This window comes from Virgifigura deserti, from assembly GCA_003576685.1.
Taxonomy (GTDB): Bacteria; Pseudomonadota; Alphaproteobacteria; order Dongiales; family Dongiaceae; genus Virgifigura; species Virgifigura deserti.
In genome coordinates, this window is sequence record QOZR01000001.1 from 410,994 (window position 1) to 436,170 (window position 25,177).

Below are 25,177 nucleotides of genomic sequence, written 5' to 3' on the forward strand. Positions count from 1 at the left end.
CGGACTCGCATGGATCTCACCCTGTCAGCCGAAGACATCGCGATCCAGGCGAGGGCCCGCGCCTTCGCGGAATCCTATCTGTTCCCCTATGAACTCGAATGCGAGGAGAATGGCGGCCTCTCGGCGGAGTCGCTGAACACCATCCGAAAGGCGGTGCTCGAGCATAGGCTCAACGCCTTCAACCATGCGGTCGAGGATGGTGGGCAGGGTTACACGCACCTGCAGCAGATGCTGATTCACGAGGAGTTGGGAAAGGCGACCTGCGGGCTGTGGGCCGTCGTGTGGACCGCCTCGCTTCCGCTTAAGCACGGGACACCGGAGCAGCGGCGGGACTATCTGTTCCCGAGCTGCGCCGGTCGCCGCCGGTCATGCTATGCGATCACCGAGCCCGAGGCCGGGTCCGATCCGCGCATGGTCCGGACGACGGCCGTCCGGCGGAACGGCAAATATGAGCTCTCCGGCGAGAAATGGTTCGTCACCTCCGCCGATGCCGCCGACTTCCTGCTGGTCCATGCGCATGTCGACGGCGATTCGGATAAGCCGACACTGTTCATCGTCGAGAAGGATCTGCCCGGCGTTATCGTCAAGCGCATCCCGAAATTCATGCACACCTACGTCTTCGAGCATTACGAGATGCTGTTCGACAAAGTCGTGCTCGATGAGGCGAAGATCCTCGGCGGGATTGGTCAGGGCTACGAACTGACCAAGGACTGGTTCGTCGATGCCCGGCTCGAGATCGCGGCGCACTGCGTCGGGGCGGCGATCCGCGCGACCGAGATCGCCAATGACTACGCGGCGGGGCGCGAGCAGTTCGGCCGGCCGATCCGCGATTTCCAGGCGATCGAATTCATGCTTGCCGACATGGCGGTGGAGATCATGGCGGGCAAGACGATGCTCTACCGCGTCGGGTGGGAAATCGACCAAGGCCTCGACCGCAAGCTCGTCCACGCTCGCGCCAGCGTGCTGAAGCTGTTCTGCTCGGAGATGGCAGGGCGGGTGATCGATAAGGCCGTGCAGATCCTCGGCGGCCGCGGCTATATGCGGGAGAACCCGGTCGAGCGGCTTTATCGCGATATTCGCGTCGATCGGATCTGGGAGGGGGCCTCCGAGATCCAGCGGCTGGTTATCGCCGGCCAGATCAAGAAGCGCGGACTCGGGGTATATACCGGCTGGACCTGAGGCGGCGCGGCGATTTTCAACGCGCCCCGGAACTCCGCGACACGGCCCCCGTTAAACACTGACCGATGGGCAGCCAGACGGAGAGGCCAATGAATATCTATGATGCGCTGACACAGGATCACCAGAAGGTCAAAGACATCCTCCAGAAGCTTCAGAGCAACAGCGGGGAGAAGACTCAGGAGAAGCTCCTGGCGACGCTCAAGCAGGAACTCGAGATCCATTCGACCTTCGAGGAGGAGGTCTTTTATCCCGCGGTCGCCGAACGGCAGGAAGCGAAGGAGGAGATCGCCGACGCGATCGACGAGCATGACGAGGCGATGTCCCTGCTCGAAGAGCTGGAGGACATGGACGGCAACTCGCCGGAATGGGCGGAACAGGTGAAGACGCTTTCGGATGCCCTCAACCATCATATCGAGGAAGAGGAAACCGAAATCTTCGAAATGGCGCGGGAAACCATCGATCAGCAGCGGGCCACGCAGATGGCCAAGGAATATCAGCAGCAGAAACAGGAGCGCATGAAGCAGTCCGCCTAGCCCTCGGGTGACGGCGCCGCGCTCGACCGGCTTGTCGCTTTGCCGGAGGGCGCGATAGCGTAACTTTTTGAGCCGGGCCTCACCCTCAGCCGGGGTGGGGCCCTTGTGAAGAGCGGGGGCCGAAACACAAGGGAGAGCCAGAGATCGCGGATTGCCGGCCCGTTCCGCGCAACGGGTGGCGGTAATCCCGCCGGTGCTGTACTCTTGCCGGACGGCTTCTGGTTGCTACATTTGAAGCGCGGCATGACGGATTGCCGGAGGGCGCATGATGGGCATTACCATTCTCCGGGAAGCTGAAAATTATCGCCTGATCCGGGACGATCAGGGCCGTTATGCGGTGGTCGAGGTGCGCAATGGTCGCGTTTACTCGCTGAACGTGAAGAATAGAGCCGAGGCGGCGGACACGCCCGCCGGCATGATCGAAGTGGTCGGGACCGATGGATGGGGTTCCGAGGCAGCGGCCCGTCGACGCTTCCGCTCGATCGTGCGACAGGAACGGCGGCTCGGCGAGGTGATCTGGTAGGGAATGACACAGCAATCGCCCGGTTGGTTGAAGCCGACGGTCGACTACGGACCGCTCGGAGTCTTCTTTCTCGCATATCTGACATCGGGACTCCTGATCGCGACGGCCGCGTTGATGGTGGCGACGGCGATCGGGCTCGTCCTGTCCGTCGCCGTTGCCCGGCGCGTTCCGATGATGCCGTTGATCACGGCAATCGTCGTCGGGATCTTTGGCGGCCTGACCCTGTGGCTGAACGACGATACCTTCATCAAGATGAAGCCGACGATCATTCAGGCGCTGTTCGCGGCCATTCTTTTCGGAGGGCTCGCGTTCGGCTGGCTTCCCCTGAAGCTGATGCTCGGCTCGGCCTGGCCGATGGATAGGGATGGGTGGCGCCGGCTGACCCTGCGGTTCGCAACGTTCTTTCTCGCGATGGCGGTACTGAACGAAGCAGTCTGGAGGACGCAGTCGACGGATGTCTGGGTCACCTTCAAGGTGTTCGGCATCATGATCCTGACGTTCCTGTTCGCCTTGACCCAGATGCCGCTGATGAACCGTCACCGTCTGCCGGACGAAGTCGTACCGGAAAACCGTGGATAGGGTCTGTTAGGCACTCTAAGCCGGTTCGCCGGGTTCTTCACCGGCCCGGGCGATGATGGCCAGGAAGGCCCCGCCATAGCGTTCCAGTTTCGCGCTGCCCACGCCGGGAAGCGCCGCGAATGCCCGCAAGTCGCGGGGGCGCAGCCGCGCCATTTCCGTCAGCGTGCTATCGTGGAAGATCACATAGGGAGGCACGCCCTGCTGGCGGGCGAGTTCCGCGCGGCCTGCGCGCAGCGCGTGGAACAGCCGCTCATCTTCCGGCGCATCGAGGATCTTACGAGCCTTCTCCTTACGGCTCGCCGCGGCCGCGCGTCGCGTCTCGTCGCGGCGCAGTTCGATGCGCCGCTCGCCGCGCAGGACGTCCCGGCAGTCGGGGCCGAGAAGCAGCCCGCCATGGCCTTCGATATCGACGACGAGAAGGCCGAGCGCGACGAGCTGGCGGAAGATCGATCGCCATTCCTCACGCGGGATCGTCTGGCCGACGCCGAAGGTGCTGAGCCGCTGGTGACCGAGGCGGCGAATACGCTCGGTATCGCTGCCGACGAGCACGTCGATCACGTGCCCGGCTCCGAACCGCTGGCCGGTGCGATAGACGCAGGACAGCGCCTGTTGTGCGGCAACTGTCCCGTCGAAGCTCTCCACTGGCTGCAGGCAGGTGTCGCAATTGCCGCAAGCCTCGGCGTGCGTCTCGCCAAAATAGTCGAGCAGGACGCAGCGGCGGCAGCGGGTGGTCTCGCAGAAGCCGAGGAGCGCGTCCAGCTTATGGCGCTCGATCCGCCGCTGGCGCTCGGGCGCGGCGGAATTTTCGGCAAGCTGACGCAGCTTGATCACGTCCTGCAGGCCATAGAGCATCCAGGCGTCGGACGGCAGGCCGTCACGCCCGGCACGGCCGGTCTCCTGGTAATAGGCCTCGAGGCTCTTCGGCAGGTCGAGATGGACGACGAATCGAACGTCCGGCTTGTCGATCCCCATACCGAACGCGATCGTCGCGACCATGACGAGCCCGTCCTCCTTGAGGAAGCGATCCTGGTGGCGGGCCCGCACGGCCTTGTCCAGGCCGGCGTGGTAGGGCAGGGCACAATAGCCCTGCGCCGAGAGCCATTGGGCCGTCTCCTCGACCTTGCCGCGCGACAGGCAATAGACGATGCCGGACTCGTCCTTATGCTCACTCAGGAAGGCGAGGAGCTGGTTTCGCGGGGCCTTCTTGGGCGTGACGTGGTAGCGGATGTTCGGCCGGTCGAAGCCGGCAATGAAGACCCGGCCCGCGGATAGGCCGAGGCGCTCGAGGATGTCGCTTCGCGTCGGGCCGTCGGCGGTCGCCGTGAGCGCGATCCGCGGGACCATCGGGAACCGGTCGTGAAGCTGCGAAAGCTGCAGATATTCCGGGCGGAAGTCGTGCCCCCATTGCGAGACGCAATGCGCCTCGTCGATGGCGAACAGCGCCAGCTCGCATTGCTCCAGGAGCGTAAGGAAGCCATCGCTCAATAGTCGCTCGGGGGCGACATAGACGAGGTTGAGCGCCCCGGCCCGCATCTGCCGCTCGACCTGCATCGATTCACTGAAGGAGAGGGTGGAGTTCATGGCCGCCGCCGCGACGCCGCGTTGTCGCAGCGCCTCGACTTGGTCCTGCATCAGCGCGATCAGCGGTGAGACGACGATCGCCAGGCCGGGCCGGCAGAGCGCCGGAATCTGATAACACAGCGACTTGCCGCCCCCGGTCGGCATCAGGACCAGGGCGTCGCCGCCGGCATTCACATGGCCGATGATCTCGGCCTGCTGGCCCTTGAAGGACGTGAACCCGAAGACCGTGCGGAGGAGCTCCTGCGGGTCGGGCGCGGCTGATTGAGCCTGGGGCGGTGGGGGCAGGGAGGACAGCACGGCGTCAGGCGCGCTCGCGCGTGGTCGTGAAGCGGAGCTCCGGCCAATCCTGTGTCGTGCGGTTCAGTTCCCAGCCATTCCGCGCCATGAAGACCGGCGCGCCGTCCCGATCTTCGGCAACGCTGCTGCGGCTGGTCTCGACGAAGCGCTTGACCGCGGCAGGATCGTCCGCATCGATCCAGCGCGCCGTCTCGTAAGGTGCCGCCTCGAAGCCGACTTTGATGCCGTATTCGGCCGCGATTCGCGTCGACAGCACGTCAAGCTGGAGCTGGCCGACGACGCCGACGATCCAGTTCGCGCCAAGCAAGGGCCGGAAAACCTGGGTAACCCCTTCCTCCGCCAGATCCTCGAGCGCGCGGCGCAGATGCTTGGCGCGCATCGGGTCGTCGAGGCGGACGCGACGGAGAACTTCCGGTGCGAAGTTCGGAATTCCGGTGAAGCGGAGCGACTCACCCTCGGTCAGCGCGTCGCCGACGCGGAGTGTGCCGTGATTGGGGATGCCGATGATGTCGCCCGGCCATGCCTCATCGGCCAGATCGCGGTCCTGGGCGAAGAAGAAGATCGGGTTGTAGACGGCCAGGGACTTGCCGCTGCGCACCTGATGCAGCTTCATGCCCCGGCGGAATCGCCCGGAGCAGAGACGCATGAAGGCGACGCGGTCCCGATGGTTCGGGTCCATGTTGGCCTGCACCTTGAAGACGAATCCGCTGACCCGGTCCTCGGCGGCCTCGACGATGCGCGACTGCGTCTGCTGCGGGCGCGGCGACGGCGCGAACTCAGCCAACCCGTCGAGCAGCGCGCGGATGCCGAAATTCTTGAGCGCGCTGCCGAAGAAGACCGGCGTCAGATGCCCGGCTCGATAGCTGGCATGATCAAACGGCTTGCAGGCCGCGCGCACCAGCTCGACCTCTTCGCGAAGACGCCCGAGCTGCTCGGCCGGCAACGCCGCCTCGAGTTCGTCGGCGGGAACAATCCGGCCGTGACCGCTTCCGTTGCCGCCTTCGGCGAGGAGAAGCTGGTCGCGCCGCAGGTCGTAGCATCCGCGGAAGTCGCTGCCCATTCCGGCCGGCCAGGTCACCGGCGTCGTGTCGAGCGCGAGCTTGTCGGCGATCTCGTCGAGCAGCTCGAACGGGTCGCGGCCTTCGCGGTCGATCTTGTTGATGAAGGTGACGATAGGCACGTCGCGCAGCCGGCAGACCTCGAACAGCTTCAAGGTCTGCGCCTCAATGCCCTTGGCGGCGTCGATCACCATCACCGCGGAGTCGACGGCGGTGAGGGTGCGGTAGGTGTCCTCGCTGAAGTCCTCGTGCCCCGGCGTGTCAAGCAGGTTGAAGGTGACGCCGTCATACTGGAACGTCATCACCGATGTCGTGACCGAGATGCCGCGCGCCTGCTCGATCTTCATCCAGTCGGATCGGGCCCGGCGCTGCTCGCCGCGCGCCTTGACCGCGCCGGCGAGCCGGATCGCCCCGCCGAACAGCAGCAGGTTCTCGGTCAGCGTCGTCTTGCCGGCGTCGGGGTGGGAGATGATCGCGAAGGTCCGGCGCTGGCCGGCCGCCTCTCCGATGGCCAAAGATTCGGATGATGATGTCGCCGGGGGTGTCATCGAGACGCTGTCTCCATTTGCTGGGAACGCCTGGACCGGACCGGGGAACGAACCGGGGCGGCACGGGTTGAATCGCTCAGGGAATCCATCAGATCGAATGGAGGTACACAATGCCAAAGCTGGATGGCAAGAAAGTCGCGATTCTCGCGACCGACGGATTCGAGCAGTCCGAGCTGACGGAGCCGAAGAAGCGCCTCGAGCAGGAAGGTGCAACTACCCAAGTCATTGCCCCGAAAACCGGTCAGATCCGCGGCTGGAACCACACGGACTGGGGCGACAGCGTCGACGTCGATGTCCCGCTCGACAGCGCCCAAATCGGGGACTACGACGCGCTGGTTCTTCCCGGCGGCGTCATCAACCCGGACAAGCTGCGCACGGTTGATCGCGCCGTCTCCTTCGTCCGCGAATTCTTCCAGAGCGGCAAGCCCGTTGCCGCGATCTGCCACGGCCCTTGGATGCTGGTCGAAGCGGGCGTCATCCGCGGCTGCCGTGCGACGTCCTATCACTCGATCAGGACCGACATGAAGAATGCCGGCGCCGATTGGGTGGATCAGGAGGTCGTCACCGACAAGGGGCTGGTGACCAGTCGTAGCCCCGACGATCTGGAGGCGTTCTGCCGGAAGCTGGTCGAGGAGATCGCCGAAGGCAAGCATGAGCAACGCAAGGTCGCGTGATGTTGTGATCGATTGCTCTGGTTCTGCTTCATTGTCACCCCCGGGCTTGACTCGGGGGTCCAGGCCGCCGGCTCTGGGTGCCCGGGTCAAGCCCGGGCATGACAAAACAGAAGGCGCTGATCCAGAAAGCTACGAGAACGCCTTGTAGCCGATGATCGTGAAGGTGTCCTTGATGCCCGGCAGGGTCTGCAGCTGCTCCGTGACGAAGCGGCCGATATCCATCCCGTCCGGGAGAAAGCATTTCACGAGAAGATCGTATTGGCCGGAGGTCGAATGCACCTCCGACACCTGCTCGATCGTCTGGACCGCTGCATCGGCAACTTCGTAGGCTCGACCGAGATCGCACTTCACCATTACGAAGATCGTCTGCATCGCGGTTCGCTCCGTCGCCCGTTTCTTTCCCTTTGCCTTACGCCGTCTTGCGCGCGTCGGCGGCCTTTCGCTCCGGCAAATAGGCGCGGACCGAGCGGCGCAGGAAATTCGGCATATGGTCGCCGAAGGCGAGGACGGGCGTGTCGTTGTCGTCCTCCGTTCGGCGTCCGCGCCGGTCCCGCTGCTTGGTTTCCCGCTGTTTGGCTTCCTGTTGTTTGGCTTCCTGCTGCTTGGCTTCCTGCTTCGGGGATCGGTCGCTCGTCGCTTTGTCGCGAGCCGGCTGCCGTCGCGTCCGCTTCTCCGGTGCGGCTGTGGCGGCATCCTCCGCCGGTGCTGCCGGTAAGGCGTCGTCTTTGGCCGCCTTCTCGCTCCGGCGCTTGGGCTTCTCCGAAGTTGCCGCTTTCTTTTGGCTGCTGCGGCGACCGCGTCGCCGGCGGTCGTCGCCTTCCTCGAACTCCAGCGAGTCCATGCCCTCGATCTCGATCCGCGGGATCTCCTTGCCGATCAACGCATTGATGGCTTCGACGAACTTCCCGTCCGACGGTGTCGCCAGCGTGAAGGCGCGGCCCTCGCGTCCGGCGCGCCCGGTGCGACCAATCCGATGGACATAATCCTCGGCATGGATCGGGACGTCGAAATTGAAGACATGGCTGAGAGCGATAATGTCGAGGCCGCGGGCGGCCACGTCGCTGGCGACCAGCAGCGTGATCTCGTCGCGCTTGAATTTCTCCAGGGTTTCAGTTCGCATCGACTGCGACAGATCACCATGGAGAGCCGCAGCACTGAAGCCGTGGCGGGTCAGCGACTTGTGCAGGATATCGACGTCCCGCTTCCGATTGCAGAAGATAAGGGCGTTCTTGATCTGCTCGGTGCCGATCAGACGGCGCAGGGCCTCGCGCTTCTCCCGCTCGTCGACGATCGCGATCCCCTGGGTCACCGTGGTGGCCGGCGAGGCGGGCGGGGCGACCGTGATCTCCTTCGGGTTCATCAGAAAGGCGTCCGCCAGCCGGCGAATCTCCGGCGGCATCGTCGCCGAGAAGAACAGGGTCTGCCGGATCTTCGGCAGCAGCGAGACGATGCGCTCGACATCGGGAATGAAGCCCATGTCCAGCATGCGGTCGGCCTCGTCGATGACCAGCGTCCTGACATCGCTCATCAGGATCTTGCCGCGTTCGAACAGGTCGATCAGCCGACCCGGCGTGGCGATCAGCACATCCACTCCACGATCGAGCCGCTTCTCCTGGTCGGTGAAGGACTCGCCGCCGATCAGGAGGGCCATGTTGAGCTTGTGGTACTTGCCGTACAGCTCGAAATTCTCGGCCACCTGGGCGGCCAACTCCCGGGTCGGTTCCAGGATCAGCGAGCGCGGCATACGCGCCTTGGCTCGGCCAGCGGCCAGAATTTCGATCATCGGCAGGGTGAAGGAGGCCGTTTTTCCGGTCCCCGTCTGCGCGCAACCGAGAACGTCGCGGCCCATCAAGACGATGGGGATGGCCTGAGACTGAATCGGTGTGGGTTTGGTGTAGCCTACGTCGCCAATGGCCCGTAGGAGTTCGGGGCTGAGCCCCAGATCGTCAAATGTCATGCTATCCAGTGCGGGCAAAGATAAAAGGAAACACAAAAAGAGCCGCCGCCCGGCACCAACGGCTTCAGTCCTGCGGAGATATAGGGACTAATGCCATTCTGTCAATGAGTTCGTCCGTTACTATTCCATTAACGCAGAGATCGCAGCGTCATTTCCCGGCCGGTTTTCAGCCCGGCCTTCAGCAGGGCGGCATGCATCTATCGGGCCGGAGCTCCGGATTCTGCGGCGGAAAGAGGCGGGCCGTCGCCAGCTGGATGAAGTCGCGGAAGGCCGGATCGTCGGCGCCGGAGATGTCTTCCAGCTCTGCCGACAGGAAGGTTAACGGGCTCGACCCCCGGCAGAACGCGGCCAGAAGCCGGACGTCGCCGATCGCCCCGCTGGTCCCTTTGGGCGGTTCGACCGCCGCCGGACCGCCGCCGCAGACCACCGACCCGTTGCTCGCCCGCGGCCCGTTGAAGATCATGCGCACGCGATAGGGCTCCACGGTCGCGTCGGATCGTGTCGGGTTGAACCGGAGGCGCGGCCCGAAATGCGAGCCTTCCATATATGACGTCACCGCCGCCTCGAATTCCGGCTGCGGCGACCCGAAGGGATTTCCGACGATCTCGGTCAGCATGTCGCCGCGACCGGCGACATAGCTGAGGTCGGTGACTCTGTAAGAGGTGTCGGTCCGGGCATGATGAATAGTACTGGGCGTACCGGCGCAACCGGTAAGTCCCAGCGTCGCAATCACGGCCAGCATCGAGGCGACTCGTGGCGTCATGAGATCAAGATTGCGCGGCGAAGCGGCAGTTTCAATAGGCCCGGTGACACCCAGCTGTCGGAAGCAGCGAGAATTGCTCGCCGACGCTCTCACGCGTCCCTGTCACACATCAATATCGCTTACGAAGCGGGCGTTCTCCTGGATGAAGGAATAACGCAGCTCGGGCTTGCGACCCATCAGGCTTTCCACCAAGTCGGCCGTTCGCCTTGCTTCGGTCCGCTCGTCCTCGTCGCTGCCATAGCGATTGGGGATGCGGACCTGCAGCAACGTCCGCTTCGCCGGGTCCATCGTCGTTTCCTTGAGCTGAGTCGCCGGCATCTCGCCCAAGCCCTTGAAGCGGCTGATCTCGATCTTGCCGCGGCCCTTGAAGGCCGTCGTCATCAGCTGGTCCTTGTGGGCGTCGTCCCGCGCATAGATGGAGGTTCCGCCCTGGGTCAGCCGGTAGAGCGGCGGCAGGGCCAGGAACAGGCGCCCATTCTCGATCAGGCCGGGCATCTCGCGATAGAAGAAGGTCATCAGGAGCGAGGCGATATGGGCGCCGTCGACATCGGCGTCGGTCATGATGATGACCCGCTCATAGCGCAGCTTGTCGGCGCTGAACTTGTCCCGGGTGCCGCAGCCGAGCGCCTGGATCAGATCGACCAGCTCTTGATTGCCCTTGAGCTTGTCGGCGGACGCGCTGGCGACGTTCAGGATCTTGCCGCGAAGCGGCAGAACTGCCTGGGTATCACGGTTGCGCGCCTGCTTGGCCGAGCCGCCCGCCGAATCGCCCTCGACGAGGAAGATCTCGGTACCGACGGCCGCGTTGCGGGTGCAGTCCGCGAGCTTGCCGGGCAGGCGCAGCTTGCGGGTCGCGGTCTTGCGGCTGAGTTCCTTGTCCTGGCGACGGCGCAAGCGCTCCTCGGCCCGCTCGACGACATACTCCAACAGGTCGCGCGCCCGCTCCGGGTCACCCGTGAGCCAGTGGTCGAAATGGTCCTTGATCGAGGCCTCGACCAGGCGCGCTGCTTCCGCTGAGGCAAGCTTCTCCTTGGTCTGCCCCTGGAACTGCGGCTCGCGGATGAAGACCGACAGCAACAGCGAGGCCGTGCCGACGATGTCGTCCGCCGTGACCTGGGCGACCTTACGGTTGCCAATCATCTCGCCATAGGCCTTGAGCGAGCGCGCGAGGCCGGTGCGCAGGCCCGTCTCGTGGGTGCCGCCCTCGGGCGTCGGAACGGTGTTGCAGTAGGAATTGAAGAACCCGTCGCCCTCGACCGGCCAGTTGATCGCCCATTCGACGCGGCCGCGCTCGTCGGGAAAGGTCGCCTCGCCGAAGAACGGCGTGGCCGTCACCGTCTTGCGGCCGTTCTGACTCGCGCTCAGGAAGTCGAGCAGGCCGCCCGGAAAGTGGAAGGTGTCCTTCGCCGGCGTCTGGTCTTTATCGGCGATCAGCTTCGGGTCGCAGATCCAGCGGATCTCGACGCCCCGGAAGAGATAGGCTTTGGAGCGCGCCATCCGATAGAGCCGCTCCGGCCGAAAGACGGTGCCGGCGCCGAAGATCTGCGGATCCGGATGAAAGCGGATCGCCGTGCCGCGGCGGTTCTGTGCTGCGCTTTGCTGGCGCAGCTTGGACGCGGGTTTGCCGCAGGAATATTTCTGCGTGAAGAGCTGCCGGTCGCGCGTCACCTCGACGGTCAGGGAATCGGCCAGGGCGTTGACGACCGACAGGCCGACGCCGTGCAACCCGCCCGAAGTCGTATAGGCCTTGCCGCCGAACTTGCCGCCGGAGTGGAGTGTGGTGAGAATCACCTCCAGCGCCGACTTGTTCTTGAATTTGGGATGCGGATCGGTCGGGATGCCGCGGCCATTGTCGCGGACCGTCACGCAACCTTCGGCATCGAGCTCCAGCTCGATCCGGGTCGCATGACCGGCGACGGCCTCGTCCATGGCGTTGTCGAGCAGCTCCGCGACCAGATGGTGCAGTGCCCGCTCGTCGGTGCCGCCGATATACATGCCGGGCCGCCGGCGCACCGGCTCAAGCCCCTCAAGAACCTCGATATCCTTGGCCGAATAGCCGTTGCTCTTGTGCGCGACGTTCTGAAACAGGTCTGTCATGAATGGAGATCGGATGAGAACAATTGGAGAACTCCATTATAGGAGAGCCGACTCCCCTGTTCAAGTATCTGCGTTAAGGATAAAAGGCCCAACAACATGTTGTGATCCTCAGGAGTTGCCCGATGTCCGATAGCCCTTCACCGGGGAACCGCGAGCCGGCGCTTCGGACCGTTGCGATGCCCGCCGACGCCAATCCCAACGGCGATATCTTCGGCGGCTGGCTGATGGCGCAGATGGACCTGGCGGGTAGCGTCGTGGCCGTCCGGCGGGCGCGGGGCCGCGTGGTCACGGTCGCGGTCGAGGCGATGAGCTTCCATCGCCCGGTGATGGTCGGAGACCTGGTCAGTTGCTATGCGCATGTCGTGCGGATCGGCCGCACATCGCTCACCGTCGAGATCGACACCTGGGTCGAACGCCTCGGAAGCGTCACGGAAAAGGTGACGGAGGGCGTCTTCACCTATGTTGCCGTCGATGCCGACGGGCAGCCGCGCCCGGTATCGGTCGCGCCGTGAGGCCGCACAGCCTGCCGCCAGGGCGTGGCTAAGGAAATTCTCGTCAAACAAGATCCCAGCTTTTTCATCGTTTACAAGAAGACCTCCCGCATTATGAGTTCGGCCTTCGTTAAGATTTTCCATCTAACGTCGGGCGATCGATCATGATTTTCGGATTGCCCCGCGCCGATGCGTTTTTCCGCCAAGCTTGTCTGCATTATTAGCCTTTGCCTTGTTTCCGCCTGTGCCCAGCGCGGCGGAGAAGATATGGCGGTCTACACGCCATCGACACCCGTTCCCGCCCCGGAACCGCAATCGCCGTCTTCGCCGGCCGTTTCCGAGCCGACCTTCGCCGAGACGCCGATTCCCCCACTGGCGAACGTTTCGGCCGAGGGCAAGCGTTGCCTCGCCCAGGCGATCTATTTCGAAGCCCGCGGCGAGTCGCTGTCCGGGCGGATGGCCGTCGCCGCCGTCGTTCTGAACCGGGTACGGCACGAGAAGTTTCCGGATACCCTCTGCGGCGTGGTGCGCCAGGGCGGCGAGGACCCGTCCAAGGGCTGCCAGTTCGCCTGGTGGTGCGACGGAAGGAGCGACGTACCCACCGAGCCCAGGGCTTGGGTCGATGCCCAGCGCCTCGCTCGCGAGATGGTCGCGGGCCTGCATCCGGACCTGACCGACGGCGCCCTGTTCTTCCATCACCACTCGATAACTCCATACTGGATGCACCGGCTGCACCAGACCGCGGAAATCGACCAGCACTACTTCTATCGTTAAAAGCGCGCGGAACGGTTCAGACCTCCGCCGCGTTTGCCCCCACGGCATGCGACGCCGACCACCGGCGCCGCACAGACCGAGGGGATAGAGATGACGTTGTTCCGAGGCGCCGCGGCAGCGGTCGCTGCGTGTTTGATTTTCACCGCCTCATGCACCACCCAGAAGCAGACGGAAGGTGGGGCCGCCCCGGCGCAGGTGGTGGAGACGGAGGAGGGGCCGGTTCTCGCCACGGGGGCGGGGCTGACCCTCTACATCTATGAGGATGATGAACCGGGAGTGTCGAACTGCACCGCCGAGTGCGCCGAAATTTGGTCGCCCTTCACGGCGTCAGGCGATGCGGAGGCCGCGGGCGAATGGAGCGTGATCACGCGCCCGGACGGGGGCAAGCAGTGGGCCTATAACGGTTATCCGCTCTACACCTGGATAGAGGATCAGCAGCCCGGCGACATCAGGGGTGCCGACATTCCCGAATGGCAGATCGCAAGGCCGTAGATTACGGCGGCTTTCGAGTCGTTTTGCCGTCGCCACTTTCCGTGTTATTGCCGGGCTTGACCCGGCAATCCAGGAAAACCGGCTTAGATCGTGCCTTGTGACTCCTAGATGCCCGGGTCAAGTCCGGGCATGACAAAGGACAGCCACCAAACGCATCCGGAACTCGCTTCTGAACAATAGGGGCGGGTTTCAAACCCGCCCCGTAAATCAAAAGCTTATACGCTGTAATACAGCTTGAACTCGATCGGGTGCGGGGAGTGCTCGTATTGGTAGACCTCCTCCCACTTCAGCTCGAGATAGCTGTTGATCAGGTCGTCGGTGAAGACATCGCCCTTCTTCAGAAAGGCGTTGTCGTTTTCCAACGAGGTGATCGCCTCGCGGAGCGAGCCGCAGACGGTCGGCACTTCCTTCAGTTCCTCCGGCGGCAGGTCGTAGAGGTTCTTGTCCATCGCATCGCCGGGGTGAATCCGGTTCTCGATCCCGTCCAGGCCGGCCATCAGCATGGCCGCGAAGGCGAGATAGGGATTGGCCGTCGGATCGGGGAACCGCACCTCGACGCGCTTGCCTTTCGGGCTCGCGACATAGGGAATGCGGCAGGAAGCCGAGCGATTGCGCGAGGAGTAGGCGAGGAGAACCGGCGCCTCGAACCCGGGGATCAGCCGCTTATAGCTGTTGGTCGACGGGTTGGTGAAGGCGTTGAGGGCCTTCGCATGGCGGATGATGCCACCGATGTAATAGAGCGCCGTCTCCGACAAATCGGCGTAGCCATTGCCCGCGAACAGCGGCTGCTCGCCCTTCCAGATCGACTGGTGGACATGCATCCCCGAACCGTTGTCGCCCTTCACCGGCTTCGGCATGAAAGTCGCCGTCTTGCCGTAGGAATGGGCGACGTTGTGGACCACATATTTGTAGATCTGCATGTGGTCGGCGCAACGCACCAGCGTGTTGAACTTGATGCCGAGCTCATGCTGGCTCGGCGCGACCTCGTGATGGTGCTTCTCGATATCGACGCCCATCTCGCCCATCACGGTCAGCATCTCGGCGCGGAGGTCGCCGCCGGAATCGACGGGCGCCACCGGGAAATAGCCGCCTTTGACCGGCGGCCGGTGCCCGTGATTGCCCTCGTCGAGCTTCCGCCCCGACATCTGGGGATCCTCGTCCGAATTGAGCTCGAAGAAGCTCCGGTTCATCGACACTTCATAGCGGACGTCGTCGAAGACGAAGAACTCGGCTTCCGGTCCGACGAACACCGTGTCGCCGATCCCGGTGCTCTTCAGATAGCTTTCGGCGTTCTTCGCGACGGAGCGGGGGTCGCGCGTATAGCTCTGCCCGGTCATCGGCTCCAGGACGTCGCAAAAGATGATCAGCGAGGTCTGCGCCGCGAAGGGGTCCAGGACCGCCGTATCGCAGTCCGGCTGCAGGATCATGTCGGATTCGTTGATCGCCTTCCAGCCGGCGATCGACGAGCCGTCGAACATGACGCCTTCGGTCAGCATATCCTCATCCACCGTTTTCACCGCGTGGGCCAGATGCTGCCACTTGCCGCGCGGATCGGTGAACCGGAAATCGACGTACTTGACGTCGTGCTCTTTGATCATCGAAAGAACTTTTTTAGGGTCGGACATTCTTTTCATTCCCAGGGTCGGCCGAGGGTCGGTCGACGGTTTCAGAGACCGGGCGGTATGGACCCGGAAAGCATTGGATCAAACGGCATCGCTGCCGCGCTCGCCGGTGCGGATACGGATGGCCTCGTCGACGCTGTAGACGAAGATCTTTCCGTCGCCGATTCGCCCCGTATGGGCGGCCTGCTGAATCGCTTCTACCGCGCGCTCGACCAGGTTGTCCTCGAGCACGATTTCCACCTTCACCTTTGGCAGGAAATCGACCACATACTCGGCACCGCGATAGAGCTCGGTGTGGCCTTTCTGGCGTCCGAATCCCTTGGCCTCGGTGACGGTGATGCCCTTGATGCCGATTTCGTGCAGGGCGTCCTTCACCTCATCCAGCTTGAAGGGCTTGATGATCGCTTCGATTTTTTTCATCGCACCAGCTTTGCTCAATCCGTTGATGACAGCGCTCGGAAGCGCCGCATCTTAAAGTGTACGCAAGCCCCGTGCCACCCGCGTCGCTTGGCCGGAGGCGCCGGTTCTCCGGGCTCGCGCCGAAGATGCCGACGTCGGTGGGGCGGCGTATGCTCAAAAAATAGGCATTGCGCCGCCTTATCGGGCATCGCCCCGATCGGCGAGCCAAGCCTCGAGTCGTTCCAGGGCGGTGGTGATATTCTCGAGGCTGTTGGCGTAGGAGATGCGCAGATAGCCCTCTCCCTGCCGGCCGAAGCTGGAGCCGGCGAGGGTGGCGATACCTGCCTCCTCGAGCAGCCGCTGCTCCAGCGCCTTGGCCGACAGGCCGGTGCCGCCGATATTGGGGAAGGCATAGAAGGCACCGCCTGGCTCGCCGCAGCGAAGCCCGGTAAGCCGGTTCAGAGCCGGGACGACATGGCGCCGCCGCTCGTCGAACGCGGCGATCATTCGGGCGACTGAATCCTGCGGCCCGGTGAGGGCGGCGATACCGGCGAACTGGGCCGCCGCATTGACGCAGGAATGCGAGTTCACGGCAAGCCGGCTTGCCCCTTCGATCAGCTCCGCCGGCCAGACACCGTAGCCGAGCCGCCATCCCGTCATCGCATAGCTCTTGCTCCACCCCTCGAGCAGGATGACCCGGTCCCGCAGCGCCTCGTACCCGAGCAGGCTGGCATGGCTCCGGTCGCCATAGACGAGTCGGCTATAGATCTCGTCGCTGAGAACCGCGACCTGGGGGTGCTGAAGAAGGCCGGCCGCCAGGCGGTCGATCTCCGCCCGCGGCGTGACGGCGCCGGTCGGATTGGCGGGGCTGTTCAGAATGATGAGCCGCGTCCGAGGCGTGATCCGCTCCAGCACCGCCTCGGCGCTGAAAGCGAACCCGTCCGCTTCGCGAAGCGGGATCGGCACCGGCTCGGCGCCGACGAAACGGATCGCCGAGGCGTAGATTGGAAAGCCCGGGTCGGGGTAGAGGATTTCGATGCCCGGCTCGCCGAACATCAGCACGGCGAAGAACAGCGTCACCTTGCCCCCCGGCACGATGAGCACATGGCCGGGATCGACATCGACGCCGTGGCGTCGGTGGAGGTCGACCGTCACGGCTTCGCGCAGCGTGGCGATGCCCTCCGCAGGCGTGTAGCCGTGATGTCCGTCGCGCAGGGCCTTGCAGGCCGCCTCGACGATATGCGGCGCCGTCTGGAAGTCAGGCTGACCGATGCCGAGATTGATGATGCTTTTGCCGCTCGCCTCGAGCGCCTTCGCCCGGGCGAGCACCTCGAAGGCGGATTCGGTGCCAAGCTGCGCCATGCCGCGCGCCCGCGTGACCATGCTCGTCTCCCGTTGAGTTGCGCCGCCGACAGGCGGTCCGGCCGACCTTATCCGATGGGTTGTCAGGCCGAAAGATGTCACGCGCGTCACGGCCGCAGGCCTTGACGGAAAGAGGGCTAAGAGCTACACACACGGCCTCGATGGCGGGTGTAGCTCAGGTGGTTAGAGCGCCAGATTGTGGATCTGGATGTCGTGGGTTCAAGTCCCATCACTCGCCCCAATCATTCACTGTCCTCGTCTCGTTCAGGCTCTACCGGAAGCAATCCGCCATCCGATAACCTGCACACTGCCGCGCGTCATGGCGCGGATCGCACATACCCTCGCACGGTGTGTGAGAAATCTTGAGCAGTGGCTTGTAACCACGGACGAGAAGCGGGATATTCAAGCTGCCCAGTTCCGCAAATAAAGCTCGAGAGGCATCGGCGATGGGGGAGGTCCGATATCTGATCCGGGAGCATATCCCGGCGTTGCGCCGCTATGCCCGCGCTCTTCTGCGGGATCGTGACCAGGCTGACGACCTCGTTCAGGACTGTCTGGTCCGCGCCATTAATGCAGCGGACCAGTGGGAGCCTGGAACTAATCTGCGGGCATGGCTGTTCGCTATCTTGCACAACGTATATGTGAGTGATCGTCGGAAGCTCGCACGGCGTCCGCGGCACGTCACCGTCGATAGCGAGGAGCCGCGGTTGGAATATCTCCCCAACCAAGTGAAAAGCGTCGAACTCGGCGAACTGGAGAGGGCGATCCGATCGCTTCCGGAACAGCAGCGCATTACCGTTCTGTTGGTCGGTCTGCAGGGGATGGATTACAAGGAGGTCGCTGAAATCACGGGGGTTCCGCTCGGCACCGTTCGTTCGCGGCTTTCGCGGGCGCGCGAGGCGCTTCAACGCATTCTCAACGACACGCAGACAGCGTCCTCTGGAGAACTTCATGTCACCAAGAAGGAAGTTTCCTAGCGAAGAGGCGCTGCAAGCATATCTTCAGGGACGTCTCAGCGCCGCGCATCGCCAGGAGATCGAAGCCGCGGCAGCCGAGGACCCAGAGCTCTCAGCTTGGATTGAGGCATGCGCGGCGCAGAATCGTGGGATGCACATGCTCTATGACGGCATCCTCAACGAGCCGATCCCGGAGAACCTTCTTCGCGTTTTCGATCAAGAATGATCACCAACCGGCAGTGACGGCGACGCGTTCGGCAACCAATCGGGACACCGGCGGGACGGAAGCGCTGGCCGATGCCGGGGGCAGCAGGTAGAATGCTGCAGCGGTATCTGAAGGCATCGGCATGGACTACGAAGCCGTCCTGTTCGCGAATGAAGCGTTCTATCGCGCTTTTGCTAGCCGTGACCTGGAGGCGATGCAGGCGCTCTGGGCAAGCCACCGGCCGGTCGCCTGCGTGCATCCCGGCTGGGGCGTACTTACCGATCGCGACGCGATCATCGAAAGCTGGCGCGGAATTCTGGCCAGCGCCAACGCGCCCGAGATTTCCTGCCGGGAGGCGCGTGCTTTTCTCATCGGCGATGTCGCGTTCGTCATCTGCTTCGAGGCGATCGACGGTGGTTTCCTGATCGCGACCAACATCTTTGCGCGTGAAGACGGCAGGTGGAAGATCGTCCACCACCAAGCCGGGCCGACGGCCGAGCAGCCGGAGGATGGGGGCGAGCCGGAGGCCGTGGTTCATTGAACGAACGCGTGCGCAGCGCGTCCGCTGGTGCTGGGCTGCGGCACCGGCAACGGAAAGGGCAGAGAGCGTGACCATTCTGCCGTCCCGAGGGGGGGCGGAGTTGCTTACCATCAACGAGATGGCGCGCGCCGACTCACTCACGATCGCCTCGGGCACGAGCGGTGCGGCGCTGATGGAGGCTGCCGGCGGCGCCGTAGCGACGGAAATCATGGCGCGCTGGCAGCGCTGTTCGGTGGTAGTGCTCTGCGGCCCGGGAAACAATGGCGGTGACGGCTTCGTTGCCGCTTGTCGACTGCGCGACGCCGGCTGGCCCGTCAAGCTGGTCCTGCTCGGCAGTCGGGAGCGGCTCGCCGGGGATGCGGCGCAGGCGGCGGCGCGCTGGCACGGCCCGATCGCTCTTCCTTCGGAGGAGGCGCTTGACGGCGTCGCGCTGGTGGTGGATGCCCTGTTCGGCGCCGGCCTCACCCGTCCGCTCGACGGCACCGCGCGACACTTGGTCGAAACCGTCAAGTCCCGTCGTGATCTGACTTGCATTGCGGTCGACGTGCCGAGCGGCGTTCATGGCGACACGGGCCAGGTTCTCGGCGCCGCGATCCCGGCGGCCCTGACCGTCACCTTCTTTCGCCGGAAGCCGGGTCACCTCCTGCTGCCGGGGCGAAGCTTCGCCGGTACCGTCGTCGTGGCCGATATCGGGATATCGCCCACGGTGATCGAGACCATTCGGCCCCGGATTCAGGAGAACCGGCCGGACCTGTGGCTTGACCGCTATCCGTGGCCGCGGATCGAGGATCACAAGTACCGCCGCGGTCACGCCGTAATCGTCGGCGGTGCGACAATGACCGGCGCGGCGCGGCTGGCAGCGCGCGCCGCTCGGCGGGTCGGAGCCGGGCTCGTGACGATCGCCTGTCCGCCGGAAGCGCTCGCCGTCTATGCCGGCGATATGCCCGGGCTCCTGACGAGAAGCATTGCCGATGACGCGGCGTTCGGCGGGCTGATTGCGGACGAGCGGAAGAATGTCGTCCTCGTCGGCCCGGGGACGGGCGTGGGTGGCATGGCCCGGGATCGTGCACTCGCGGCGCTTCGCGCCGGTAAGGCGTGTGTCCTGGATGCCGACGCCCTGACCGCATTCGAAACGGACCGCGACCGGCTTTTTCGGGCGATCCGGTCGCCCTGTCTGATGACGCCGCATGAAGGCGAGTTTGAGCGCCTGTTCCCGTCGGCGAGCCGGGCAGGGGGCAAGGTGGAGCGCGCGCGCGCGGCGGCGCGGGAGAGCGGTGCGGCCCTGCTTCTGAAGGGAGCCGATACCGTGATCTCCCATCCGGACGGCCGCGCCCTGATCAACAGCAACGCGCCACCCAACCTGGCCACTGCCGGCACCGGGGACATTCTGGCGGGGTTCGCCCTGGGCCTGTTCGCGCAGGGCATGGCGCCGTTCGACGCTGCGGCGGCGGCGGCCTGGTTGCAAGGGGCCGCCGCGGAGAGTTTCGGGCCGGGATTGATCGCCGAAGATCTTCCCGATCTCCTCCCGACGGTCCTACGTCGGTTGAAGTCTTCGCTCTAGAACCGTGTGCAACGGCCTGTAAACCGCCCGTCAGTTGCGTCAACGGAACGTTAATAATCATCTGGCATTCTCGACAATATTCGTCGCCCGACCCGATCCGCCGGCGTGAGCGACCGACAAAAGCGGCAGTCACGCGCTCCGGCATGAAAAAATCGAAATCCGGCGTGCAGGGGGCTGCCTCCTTTAATCATTTTTAAGATTCTCAGGCAAAGACTGGTGCCGTGGTCGCAGTGGTCAGGAGGATAGCGCCATGGTAACGCGGGGGCTGAAAATCGTCGGTTGGTTTGCCAAGGAAGAGCGGCGTGATCGTGATGAGGAAGTTCTGCCGGGAGCTGTATTTCGAAAGGTTCGCCCGGACAATCTGATCGAAACGGCGAAAGTACTGTCGGTGACGAAGGATGGCTACGGCATTCCGCATGTCCGTTACGACCTGACCTTCGAGGGCCCGACGCATTTCAGCTTTGGTGAGGGCGAGCGGCTGCTGTCCGTGGCCTCCTTCACCGAACGCTTCCCCGAGCGGGTTACCGAGGGCGCTTCCGGGGGCGCATCGGAGAAGGTCTCCGAACGTTTTTCCGGTCGAGTTCCCGTGGAGGCGGCCGGCCGCTGAAAGGCGATCGCGCCGCCTTTCAGCGGTCACTTGAACCGGCATCCGCATTTTCGGGGGGAAGCCGGCGAGGGGGGTGCTCCTCTCTTTCGTGATGGACGGGCTGACGCTAGGTTAGACGTGGGAGGTACTCCGTCGCGCCATGACATCGTCAGCTCCTGTCGAAGTGGTTCCGGCCACGGCCATTGAAGACCGACGCGCCTGCCTAAGCGCGCTCGAGCGCAAGGTCCTGTGGCTGTCCACCTGGATGATCCACAACGCCAACCATCTGCGGCCCAATCGCGATGGTTTGAAGGTCGGAGGTCATCAGGCGTCCAGCGCGTCGCTGGTGACCTTGATGACGGCGCTCTATTTCGATGTCCTGCGGCCCCAGGACCGCGTCGCCGTAAAGCCCCATGCGAGCCCGGTCTATCACGCCATCCAGTATCTGCTCGGCCACCAGCCGCGCGAGAAGCTGGAGGCGTTCCGCGGGCTGGGCGGCGCGCAATCCTACCCGTCGCGGACCAAGGACAGCGACGACGTCGACTTCTCGACCGGCTCCGTCGGTCTCGGCGTCGCCATGACCAGCTTCGCCGCTCTGGTGCAGGACTATGTTCACCTTAAGAAGCTGATCCAGACCGCCCAGCCTCCCGGGCGCCCGTTGGGCCGCATGATCGCCTTGGTGGGCGATGCCGAGCTCGACGAAGGCAACATCCACGAGGCGATGCTGGAAGGCTGGAAGCATGATCTGCGTAATATCTGGTGGGTCATCGACTACAACCGCCAGAGCCTGGACAGCGTCGTGTCGGACCGGCTGTTCAACCGGATTGATCTGCTGTTCCAGGCGATGGGATGGCGGGTCGTCACCCTCAAATACGGCAAGCGCCTGGAGGCCGCCTTCGCGCGGCCGGGCGGCGAGGCGCTGCGCCAATGGATCGACGATTGCCCGAACTCGCTCTATTCGGCGCTGACCTACCGCGGCGGTGCCGGGTGGCGGGAGCATCTCAGCCGCGATCTGGCCGGCGTGGCGGGAATCAAGGCGCTACTCGACGAGCATGACGACGATGCCCTGCAGCGGCTCATGGTCAATTTGGCAGGCCACGATCTCGACTCCGTCCTCGAGGCGTTCCACGCCGTCGACTCCGACGAGCCGGTCTGCTTCATCGCTTACACGGTCAAGGGCTACGGCCTGCCGTTCGCCGGTCATAAGGACAACCATGCCGGCCTGATGAACCCGGAGCAGATGGCCGTGTTCCAGCGCGCCATGGGGGTGCCGGAAGGTGCCGAGTGGGATCGGTTCGCCGGCCTCGACCGGCCGGCCGCCGAGCTGGAGCGGGTCGTTGCCTCGGTCCCGTTCGTCCGGGACGGCGCGCGGCGGCATGCCACGCCTCCGATCGAGGTGCCGGCGGAGATCCCCACGCCGTCGGGAAGGCAGTTTTCCACCCAGGAGGCCTTCGGGCGCATCCTGAACGACATCGCCCGCGGGGACGATGCATTCGCGGCGCGCATCGTGACCGCGTCGCCGGACGTGACCGTATCGACGAATCTGGGCGGTTGGGTCAATCAACGCGGTATCTTCGACCGCCACCGCCGCGAAGATGTGTTCCGCGAGCAGAAGGTCGTATCGGCCCAGCGCTGGTCGATGTCGCCGGAGGGGCAGCATATCGAGCTCGGCATCGCCGAGCACAACCTGTTTATCCTGCTGGCTGCGCTTGGCTTGGCCGGCCCGTTGTTCGGTGCGCGCCTGCTGCCCATGGGAACGTTGTACGACCCGTTCGTGATGCGCGGTCTCGATGCCCTCAATTACGCGCTCTATCAGGATGCGCGGTTCATTGTCGTCGGCACGCCGGCCGGCGTCACCCTGGCGCCCGAGGGCGGCGCCCACCAGTCTCTGGTCACCCCACTGATCGGCATGGGGCTGCCCGGACTTGCGAGCTTCGAGCCCGCTTTCGGTGACGAGCTGGCCTCGATTCTCGGCTGGGGCTTTCGCCACATCCAGGCCGAGGATGGCGGCTCGATCTATCTGCGCCTGTCGACTCGATCGGTCGAACAGCCCCAAAGGCGACTGACGTCGGCAATGCGGGAGGCGGTCGTCGCCGGCGGGTACTGGCTCACCCCGCCGGGTCCGGGAGCATCGCTGGCGATTGTCTATGCTGGAGCCGTGGCACCGGAGGCGATCGAGGCGCACCGCCAGATCCTGGAAGATGTTCCCGATGCCGGGCTGCTCGCGGTCACCTCCGCCGATCGCCTGTATGCGGGGTGGCTGGCCGCTCAGCAGGCGCGGGCGGCCGGCGACCGGGGCGCCGAAGCGCCGGTCGAACGGCTTCTCCACGCACTCGCGCCCGATGCGGCCCTGGTCACTGTGGTGGACGGCCATCCCGCAACGCTCGGCTGGCTGGGATCGGTCGCGCAGCATCGGGTCCAGGCGCTTGGCGTCGACCGATTCGGTCAGTCCGGCGACATTCCCGACCTCTATCGCACCTACAGGCTCGACGCCGACGCGATTCTCGATGCCGCGGCGAGCGCCTGCCTCGGGCGCTGAGCGGCTGGAACGGGGGCGTTCGCCCACAGGTTCCCTGGGCGTTTTCCGGGCGTTTTCCTATTGTGCCCGCGTCGTCAGTGCTGTACACCGCGCCTTTAGCCACCCGGATTCGTCCCGGCGGCGCCCGGGCAGGCGTTGGGGGCGGGCGTGGCGGAACTGGTAGACGCGCCAGATTTAGGTTCTGGTGACCAAAAGTCGTGGGGGTTCAAGTCCCTCCGCCCGCACCAAGGATCCGGTCCGGCGCAACCGAGCCATTTTTCCGGCGCGGCTTTCGCATTCACGCCCTTTTCTGCAAGCTTTCAAACGGATTAGTTTTCCATGCAGGTGACCGAGACCACGGCCGACGGCCTGAAGCGGGAATTCAAGGTTGTCATTCCCGCGAGTGATGTTCAGGAGAAGATGGATCACCGACTCCAGGAGCTCGGCAAGACCATCCGGATGCCCGGCTTCCGGCCGGGCAAGGTGCCGCTGCAGCTCCTGAAGCAGCGGTTCGGCCAATCGATCATGGGCGAGATTATCGAGCGCACCGTGACCGACAGCTCGACCCAGGTGATGACGGAGCGCAATCTTCGTCCCGCCGTTCAGCCGAAGATCGAGATCGTCTCGTTCCCGGAGGGAGCCGATCTCGAATACAGCATGGCGCTTGAGGTGGTTCCGGAGATCACCCCGATGGACTTCTCGACTCTCGAGCTGGAGCGGCTGACCGTCGACATTCCGGACAGCGAGATCGACGAGGCGCTCCAACGGCTGGCGCAGCGGCAGCGGAAGTCGGAGCCTCTCGCGACCCCGCGTCCGGCGCAGAACGGGGACGTGGTCGTCATCGACTTCACCGGTCGCATCGACGGCGTCGAGTTTCCTGGCGGGGCCGCGACCGATCACTATCTGGAACTGGGGTCCGGCTCGCTCATTCCCGGCTTCGAGGAGCAGCTTGTCGGGGCAAATGCGGGCGACCAGGTGACCGTCACGGTCACCTTTCCCGAAGATTATCCGAACAAGGAGCTGGCCGGAAAAGAGGCTGCGTTCGATGTCACGATCAAGGAGATTCGCGAGCCGGTGGCGGCCACGATCGATGACGAGCTGGCGAAGTCTTTCGGCCTCGAGGATCTGGCCGCCATGCGCGGGTCGGTTCGCGAGCAGATCGAGAAGGAATATGGCGGAGTCTCGCGCGGAAAGCTGAAGCGTCAGCTGCTTGACGCGCTTGCCGCGGAGCACGATTTCGAGGTTCCGGCTGGAATGGTCGAGGCCGAGTTCGAAGGAATCTGGCGGCAGATCGAATCGGATCGCGAGCAGGGCCGGCTGGATGAGGAAGACGCCGCCAAGAGCGAAGACGACCTGAAGGCCGACTATCGGGCGATCGCGGAGCGGCGCGTGAGGCTCGGCCTGCTGTTGTCCGAGGTCGGTCGCCTGAACAACATCCAGGTTTCCAACGACGAGCTGACGCGGGCCATTCTCGCCGAGGCGCGCCGCTATCCCGGCCAGGAGCGGAAGGTGATGGAGTTCTACCAAAAATCGCCGGAAGCGTTGGCCCAGGTACGCGCCCCTCTTTATGAAGACAAGGTGATTGACTACATCCTCGAACTGGCGAAGGTCAGCGACCGCAAGGTCGAGCCGGCGACATTGCTCGAGGAATCGTCCGAGGCGCCTTCGGGAGACGAAGCGAAGAAGGCGAAGCCGAAGGCAAAAGCAAAGGCGAAGACGACGGCAAAGCGGAAGAAGGCGGATGACTCCGACTCTGCGGAGGATGAGGCGAAACCCAAGGCCAAAGCCAAGGCCAAGGTTACGAAAAAGGCGGAATCGGAATAAAGCGCCGGACCGGCCCCGGGTTTATGCGGGGTGAATATGCCAAGGCGCCGGCTGGCA

The 25,177-nt window shown here is 64.4% G+C and carries 24 protein-coding genes and 2 tRNA genes; 17 read left to right on the forward strand and 9 right to left on the reverse strand.

Annotated features, from left to right (window positions below):
* Positions 1 to 9: 9 nt before the first annotated feature.
* From DT069_RS02015 to DT069_RS02030, 4 genes are all read left to right on the forward strand, one after another.
* Positions 10 to 1,179, forward strand: a complete 1,170-nt coding sequence (locus DT069_RS02015) for an acyl-CoA dehydrogenase family protein (protein ID WP_119458576.1) — start codon at positions 10 to 12, stop codon at positions 1,177 to 1,179.
* Positions 1,180 to 1,268: 89 nt separating this feature from the next.
* Positions 1,269 to 1,712, forward strand: a complete 444-nt coding sequence (locus tag DT069_RS02020) for a hemerythrin domain-containing protein (protein ID WP_162912924.1) — start codon at positions 1,269 to 1,271, stop codon at positions 1,710 to 1,712.
* Positions 1,713 to 1,977: 265 nt separating this feature from the next.
* On the forward strand, positions 1,978 to 2,235 hold the full coding sequence (locus DT069_RS02025) for a hypothetical protein (protein ID WP_119458578.1): 258 nt from the start codon (positions 1,978 to 1,980) through the stop codon (positions 2,233 to 2,235).
* Between the two features lie 3 nt (positions 2,236 to 2,238).
* Positions 2,239 to 2,814: a septation protein A gene (locus tag DT069_RS02030; protein WP_119458579.1), complete on the forward strand. Its 576-nt coding sequence runs from the start codon at positions 2,239 to 2,241 to the stop codon at positions 2,812 to 2,814.
* A gap of 15 nt (positions 2,815 to 2,829) precedes the next feature.
* On the opposite strand, the gene recQ is transcribed toward DT069_RS02030, so the two are convergent.
* Together recQ and DT069_RS02040 are read right to left on the reverse strand one after the other, a co-directional pair.
* The gene (gene recQ, locus DT069_RS02035; RefSeq protein WP_425449938.1) at positions 2,830 to 4,692 is read right to left on the reverse strand and encodes a DNA helicase RecQ; all 1,863 of its coding nucleotides are present in this window, start codon (positions 4,690 to 4,692) and stop codon (positions 2,830 to 2,832) included.
* 4 nt (positions 4,693 to 4,696) lie between these two features.
* A complete protein-coding gene (locus DT069_RS02040; protein WP_119458580.1) occupies positions 4,697 to 6,298 on the reverse strand; it encodes a peptide chain release factor 3 in 1,602 nt (533 codons plus the stop codon).
* A 110-nt stretch (positions 6,299 to 6,408) separates the two neighbouring features.
* Between DT069_RS02040 and DT069_RS02045 the strand changes: the two genes are divergently transcribed.
* Positions 6,409 to 6,972 (forward strand): type 1 glutamine amidotransferase domain-containing protein, encoded by a 564-nt coding sequence (locus DT069_RS02045; protein ID WP_119458581.1) that lies wholly within the window; start codon positions 6,409 to 6,411, stop codon positions 6,970 to 6,972.
* 129 nt (positions 6,973 to 7,101) lie between these two features.
* On the opposite strand, the gene DT069_RS02050 is transcribed toward DT069_RS02045, so the two are convergent.
* The 4 genes from DT069_RS02050 to parE all read right to left on the reverse strand — a co-directional run bounded on the left by DT069_RS02050 (position 7,102) and on the right by parE (position 11,789).
* Positions 7,102 to 7,344, reverse strand: a complete 243-nt coding sequence (locus tag DT069_RS02050) for an Lrp/AsnC ligand binding domain-containing protein (protein WP_119458582.1) — start codon at positions 7,342 to 7,344, stop codon at positions 7,102 to 7,104.
* A gap of 37 nt (positions 7,345 to 7,381) precedes the next feature.
* On the reverse strand, positions 7,382 to 8,929 hold the full coding sequence (locus DT069_RS02055) for a DEAD/DEAH box helicase (RefSeq protein WP_119458583.1): 1,548 nt from the start codon (positions 8,927 to 8,929) through the stop codon (positions 7,382 to 7,384).
* A 178-nt stretch (positions 8,930 to 9,107) separates the two neighbouring features.
* Positions 9,108 to 9,671: a hypothetical protein gene (locus tag DT069_RS02060; RefSeq protein WP_162912925.1), complete on the reverse strand. Its 564-nt coding sequence runs from the start codon at positions 9,669 to 9,671 to the stop codon at positions 9,108 to 9,110.
* A 123-nt stretch (positions 9,672 to 9,794) separates the two neighbouring features.
* Positions 9,795 to 11,789: a DNA topoisomerase IV subunit B gene (parE, locus tag DT069_RS02065; RefSeq protein ID WP_119458585.1), complete on the reverse strand. Its 1,995-nt coding sequence runs from the start codon at positions 11,787 to 11,789 to the stop codon at positions 9,795 to 9,797.
* 122 nt (positions 11,790 to 11,911) lie between these two features.
* On the opposite strand from parE, the gene DT069_RS02070 reads away from it, so the two are divergent.
* The 3 genes from DT069_RS02070 (at position 11,912) to DT069_RS02080 (ending at position 13,546) form a co-directional block, all read left to right on the forward strand.
* On the forward strand, positions 11,912 to 12,301 hold the full coding sequence (locus DT069_RS02070; RefSeq protein WP_119458586.1) for an acyl-CoA thioesterase: 390 nt from the start codon (positions 11,912 to 11,914) through the stop codon (positions 12,299 to 12,301).
* A gap of 246 nt (positions 12,302 to 12,547) precedes the next feature.
* Positions 12,548 to 13,054 carry a cell wall hydrolase gene (locus DT069_RS02075; RefSeq protein WP_162912926.1) on the forward strand — a complete coding sequence of 169 codons (507 nt, stop codon included), beginning with the start codon at positions 12,548 to 12,550 and terminating at the stop codon, positions 13,052 to 13,054.
* 90 nt (positions 13,055 to 13,144) lie between these two features.
* Positions 13,145 to 13,546, forward strand: coding sequence for a COG4315 family predicted lipoprotein (locus DT069_RS02080; RefSeq protein ID WP_119458588.1), 402 nt, complete (start codon positions 13,145 to 13,147; stop codon positions 13,544 to 13,546).
* A gap of 215 nt (positions 13,547 to 13,761) precedes the next feature.
* On the opposite strand, the gene glnA is transcribed toward DT069_RS02080, so the two are convergent.
* The 3 genes from glnA to DT069_RS02095 all read right to left on the reverse strand — a co-directional run bounded on the left by glnA (position 13,762) and on the right by DT069_RS02095 (position 16,950).
* Entirely contained in the window at positions 13,762 to 15,171 is a 1,410-nt protein-coding gene (gene glnA, locus DT069_RS02085; protein WP_119458589.1) for a type I glutamate--ammonia ligase, read from the reverse strand.
* A gap of 78 nt (positions 15,172 to 15,249) precedes the next feature.
* Positions 15,250 to 15,588 carry a P-II family nitrogen regulator gene (locus tag DT069_RS02090; RefSeq protein WP_119458590.1) on the reverse strand — a complete coding sequence of 113 codons (339 nt, stop codon included), beginning with the start codon at positions 15,586 to 15,588 and terminating at the stop codon, positions 15,250 to 15,252.
* A gap of 177 nt (positions 15,589 to 15,765) precedes the next feature.
* Positions 15,766 to 16,950 (reverse strand): pyridoxal phosphate-dependent aminotransferase, encoded by a 1,185-nt coding sequence (locus tag DT069_RS02095; RefSeq protein ID WP_119458591.1) that lies wholly within the window; start codon positions 16,948 to 16,950, stop codon positions 15,766 to 15,768.
* A gap of 143 nt (positions 16,951 to 17,093) precedes the next feature.
* Here DT069_RS02095 and DT069_RS02100 point away from each other — a divergent pair.
* From DT069_RS02100 to tig, 9 genes are all read left to right on the forward strand, one after another.
* Positions 17,094 to 17,170: transfer RNA gene (locus DT069_RS02100), tRNA-His, on the forward strand.
* 205 nt (positions 17,171 to 17,375) lie between these two features.
* Positions 17,376 to 17,906 carry an RNA polymerase sigma factor gene (locus DT069_RS02105; RefSeq protein ID WP_119458592.1) on the forward strand — a complete coding sequence of 177 codons (531 nt, stop codon included), beginning with the start codon at positions 17,376 to 17,378 and terminating at the stop codon, positions 17,904 to 17,906.
* Positions 17,881 to 18,111 carry an anti-sigma factor gene (locus tag DT069_RS02110; protein ID WP_119458593.1) on the forward strand — a complete coding sequence of 77 codons (231 nt, stop codon included), beginning with the start codon at positions 17,881 to 17,883 and terminating at the stop codon, positions 18,109 to 18,111. Before DT069_RS02105 ends, DT069_RS02110 begins: the two co-directional genes overlap by 26 nt.
* Positions 18,112 to 18,232: 121 nt before the next feature.
* Positions 18,233 to 18,631, forward strand: coding sequence for a nuclear transport factor 2 family protein (locus tag DT069_RS02115; protein WP_119458594.1), 399 nt, complete (start codon positions 18,233 to 18,235; stop codon positions 18,629 to 18,631).
* A gap of 118 nt (positions 18,632 to 18,749) precedes the next feature.
* Positions 18,750 to 20,192, forward strand: a complete 1,443-nt coding sequence (locus tag DT069_RS02120; RefSeq protein WP_119458881.1) for an NAD(P)H-hydrate dehydratase — start codon at positions 18,750 to 18,752, stop codon at positions 20,190 to 20,192.
* Positions 20,193 to 20,442: 250 nt separating this feature from the next.
* On the forward strand, positions 20,443 to 20,799 hold the full coding sequence (locus DT069_RS02125) for a hypothetical protein (RefSeq protein WP_119458595.1): 357 nt from the start codon (positions 20,443 to 20,445) through the stop codon (positions 20,797 to 20,799).
* 139 nt (positions 20,800 to 20,938) lie between these two features.
* On the forward strand, positions 20,939 to 23,317 hold the full coding sequence (locus DT069_RS02130) for a transketolase (RefSeq protein WP_119458596.1): 2,379 nt from the start codon (positions 20,939 to 20,941) through the stop codon (positions 23,315 to 23,317).
* Positions 23,318 to 23,458: 141 nt separating this feature from the next.
* A tRNA-Leu gene (locus DT069_RS02135) sits at positions 23,459 to 23,544 on the forward strand.
* Positions 23,545 to 23,635: 91 nt separating this feature from the next.
* Positions 23,636 to 25,120, forward strand: coding sequence for a trigger factor (tig, locus tag DT069_RS02140; protein WP_119458597.1), 1,485 nt, complete (start codon positions 23,636 to 23,638; stop codon positions 25,118 to 25,120).
* Positions 25,121 to 25,177: the final 57 nt, after the last annotated feature.

Excerpts from the sequence above, each read along its gene's own strand:
- DT069_RS02090 (WP_119458590.1), bottom strand. The coding sequence starts at position 15,588 with ATGAAAAAAATCGAAGCGATCATCAAGCCCTTCAAGCTGGATGAGGTG.
- DT069_RS02130 (WP_119458596.1), top strand. The coding sequence starts at position 20,939 with ATGACATCGTCAGCTCCTGTCGAAGTGGTTCCGGCCACGGCCATTGAA.
- DT069_RS02030 (WP_119458579.1), top strand. The coding sequence starts at position 2,239 with ATGACACAGCAATCGCCCGGTTGGTTGAAGCCGACGGTCGACTACGGA.
- DT069_RS02110 (WP_119458593.1), top strand. The coding sequence starts at position 17,881 with ATGTCACCAAGAAGGAAGTTTCCTAGCGAAGAGGCGCTGCAAGCATAT.
- DT069_RS02105 (WP_119458592.1), top strand. The coding sequence starts at position 17,376 with ATGGGGGAGGTCCGATATCTGATCCGGGAGCATATCCCGGCGTTGCGC.
- DT069_RS02045 (WP_119458581.1), top strand. The coding sequence starts at position 6,409 with ATGCCAAAGCTGGATGGCAAGAAAGTCGCGATTCTCGCGACCGACGGA.
- DT069_RS02055 (WP_119458583.1), bottom strand. The coding sequence starts at position 8,929 with ATGACATTTGACGATCTGGGGCTCAGCCCCGAACTCCTACGGGCCATT.
- DT069_RS02125 (WP_119458595.1), top strand. The coding sequence starts at position 20,443 with ATGGTAACGCGGGGGCTGAAAATCGTCGGTTGGTTTGCCAAGGAAGAG.
- tig (WP_119458597.1), top strand. The coding sequence starts at position 23,636 with ATGCAGGTGACCGAGACCACGGCCGACGGCCTGAAGCGGGAATTCAAG.
- DT069_RS02095 (WP_119458591.1), bottom strand. The coding sequence starts at position 16,950 with ATGGTCACGCGGGCGCGCGGCATGGCGCAGCTTGGCACCGAATCCGCC.
- DT069_RS02040 (WP_119458580.1), bottom strand. The coding sequence starts at position 6,298 with ATGACACCCCCGGCGACATCATCATCCGAATCTTTGGCCATCGGAGAG.
- DT069_RS02060 (WP_162912925.1), bottom strand. The coding sequence starts at position 9,671 with ATGCTGGCCGTGATTGCGACGCTGGGACTTACCGGTTGCGCCGGTACG.
- DT069_RS02070 (WP_119458586.1), top strand. The coding sequence starts at position 11,912 with ATGTCCGATAGCCCTTCACCGGGGAACCGCGAGCCGGCGCTTCGGACC.
- DT069_RS02075 (WP_162912926.1), top strand. The coding sequence starts at position 12,548 with ATGGCGGTCTACACGCCATCGACACCCGTTCCCGCCCCGGAACCGCAA.
- parE (WP_119458585.1), bottom strand. The coding sequence starts at position 11,789 with ATGACAGACCTGTTTCAGAACGTCGCGCACAAGAGCAACGGCTATTCG.
- DT069_RS02015 (WP_119458576.1), top strand. The coding sequence starts at position 10 with ATGGATCTCACCCTGTCAGCCGAAGACATCGCGATCCAGGCGAGGGCC.
- DT069_RS02115 (WP_119458594.1), top strand. The coding sequence starts at position 18,233 with ATGGACTACGAAGCCGTCCTGTTCGCGAATGAAGCGTTCTATCGCGCT.
- DT069_RS02025 (WP_119458578.1), top strand. The coding sequence starts at position 1,978 with ATGATGGGCATTACCATTCTCCGGGAAGCTGAAAATTATCGCCTGATC.
- DT069_RS02120 (WP_119458881.1), top strand. The coding sequence starts at position 18,750 with ATGGCGCGCGCCGACTCACTCACGATCGCCTCGGGCACGAGCGGTGCG.
- DT069_RS02080 (WP_119458588.1), top strand. The coding sequence starts at position 13,145 with ATGACGTTGTTCCGAGGCGCCGCGGCAGCGGTCGCTGCGTGTTTGATT.
- DT069_RS02020 (WP_162912924.1), top strand. The coding sequence starts at position 1,269 with ATGAATATCTATGATGCGCTGACACAGGATCACCAGAAGGTCAAAGAC.
- DT069_RS02050 (WP_119458582.1), bottom strand. The coding sequence starts at position 7,344 with ATGCAGACGATCTTCGTAATGGTGAAGTGCGATCTCGGTCGAGCCTAC.
- glnA (WP_119458589.1), bottom strand. The coding sequence starts at position 15,171 with ATGTCCGACCCTAAAAAAGTTCTTTCGATGATCAAAGAGCACGACGTC.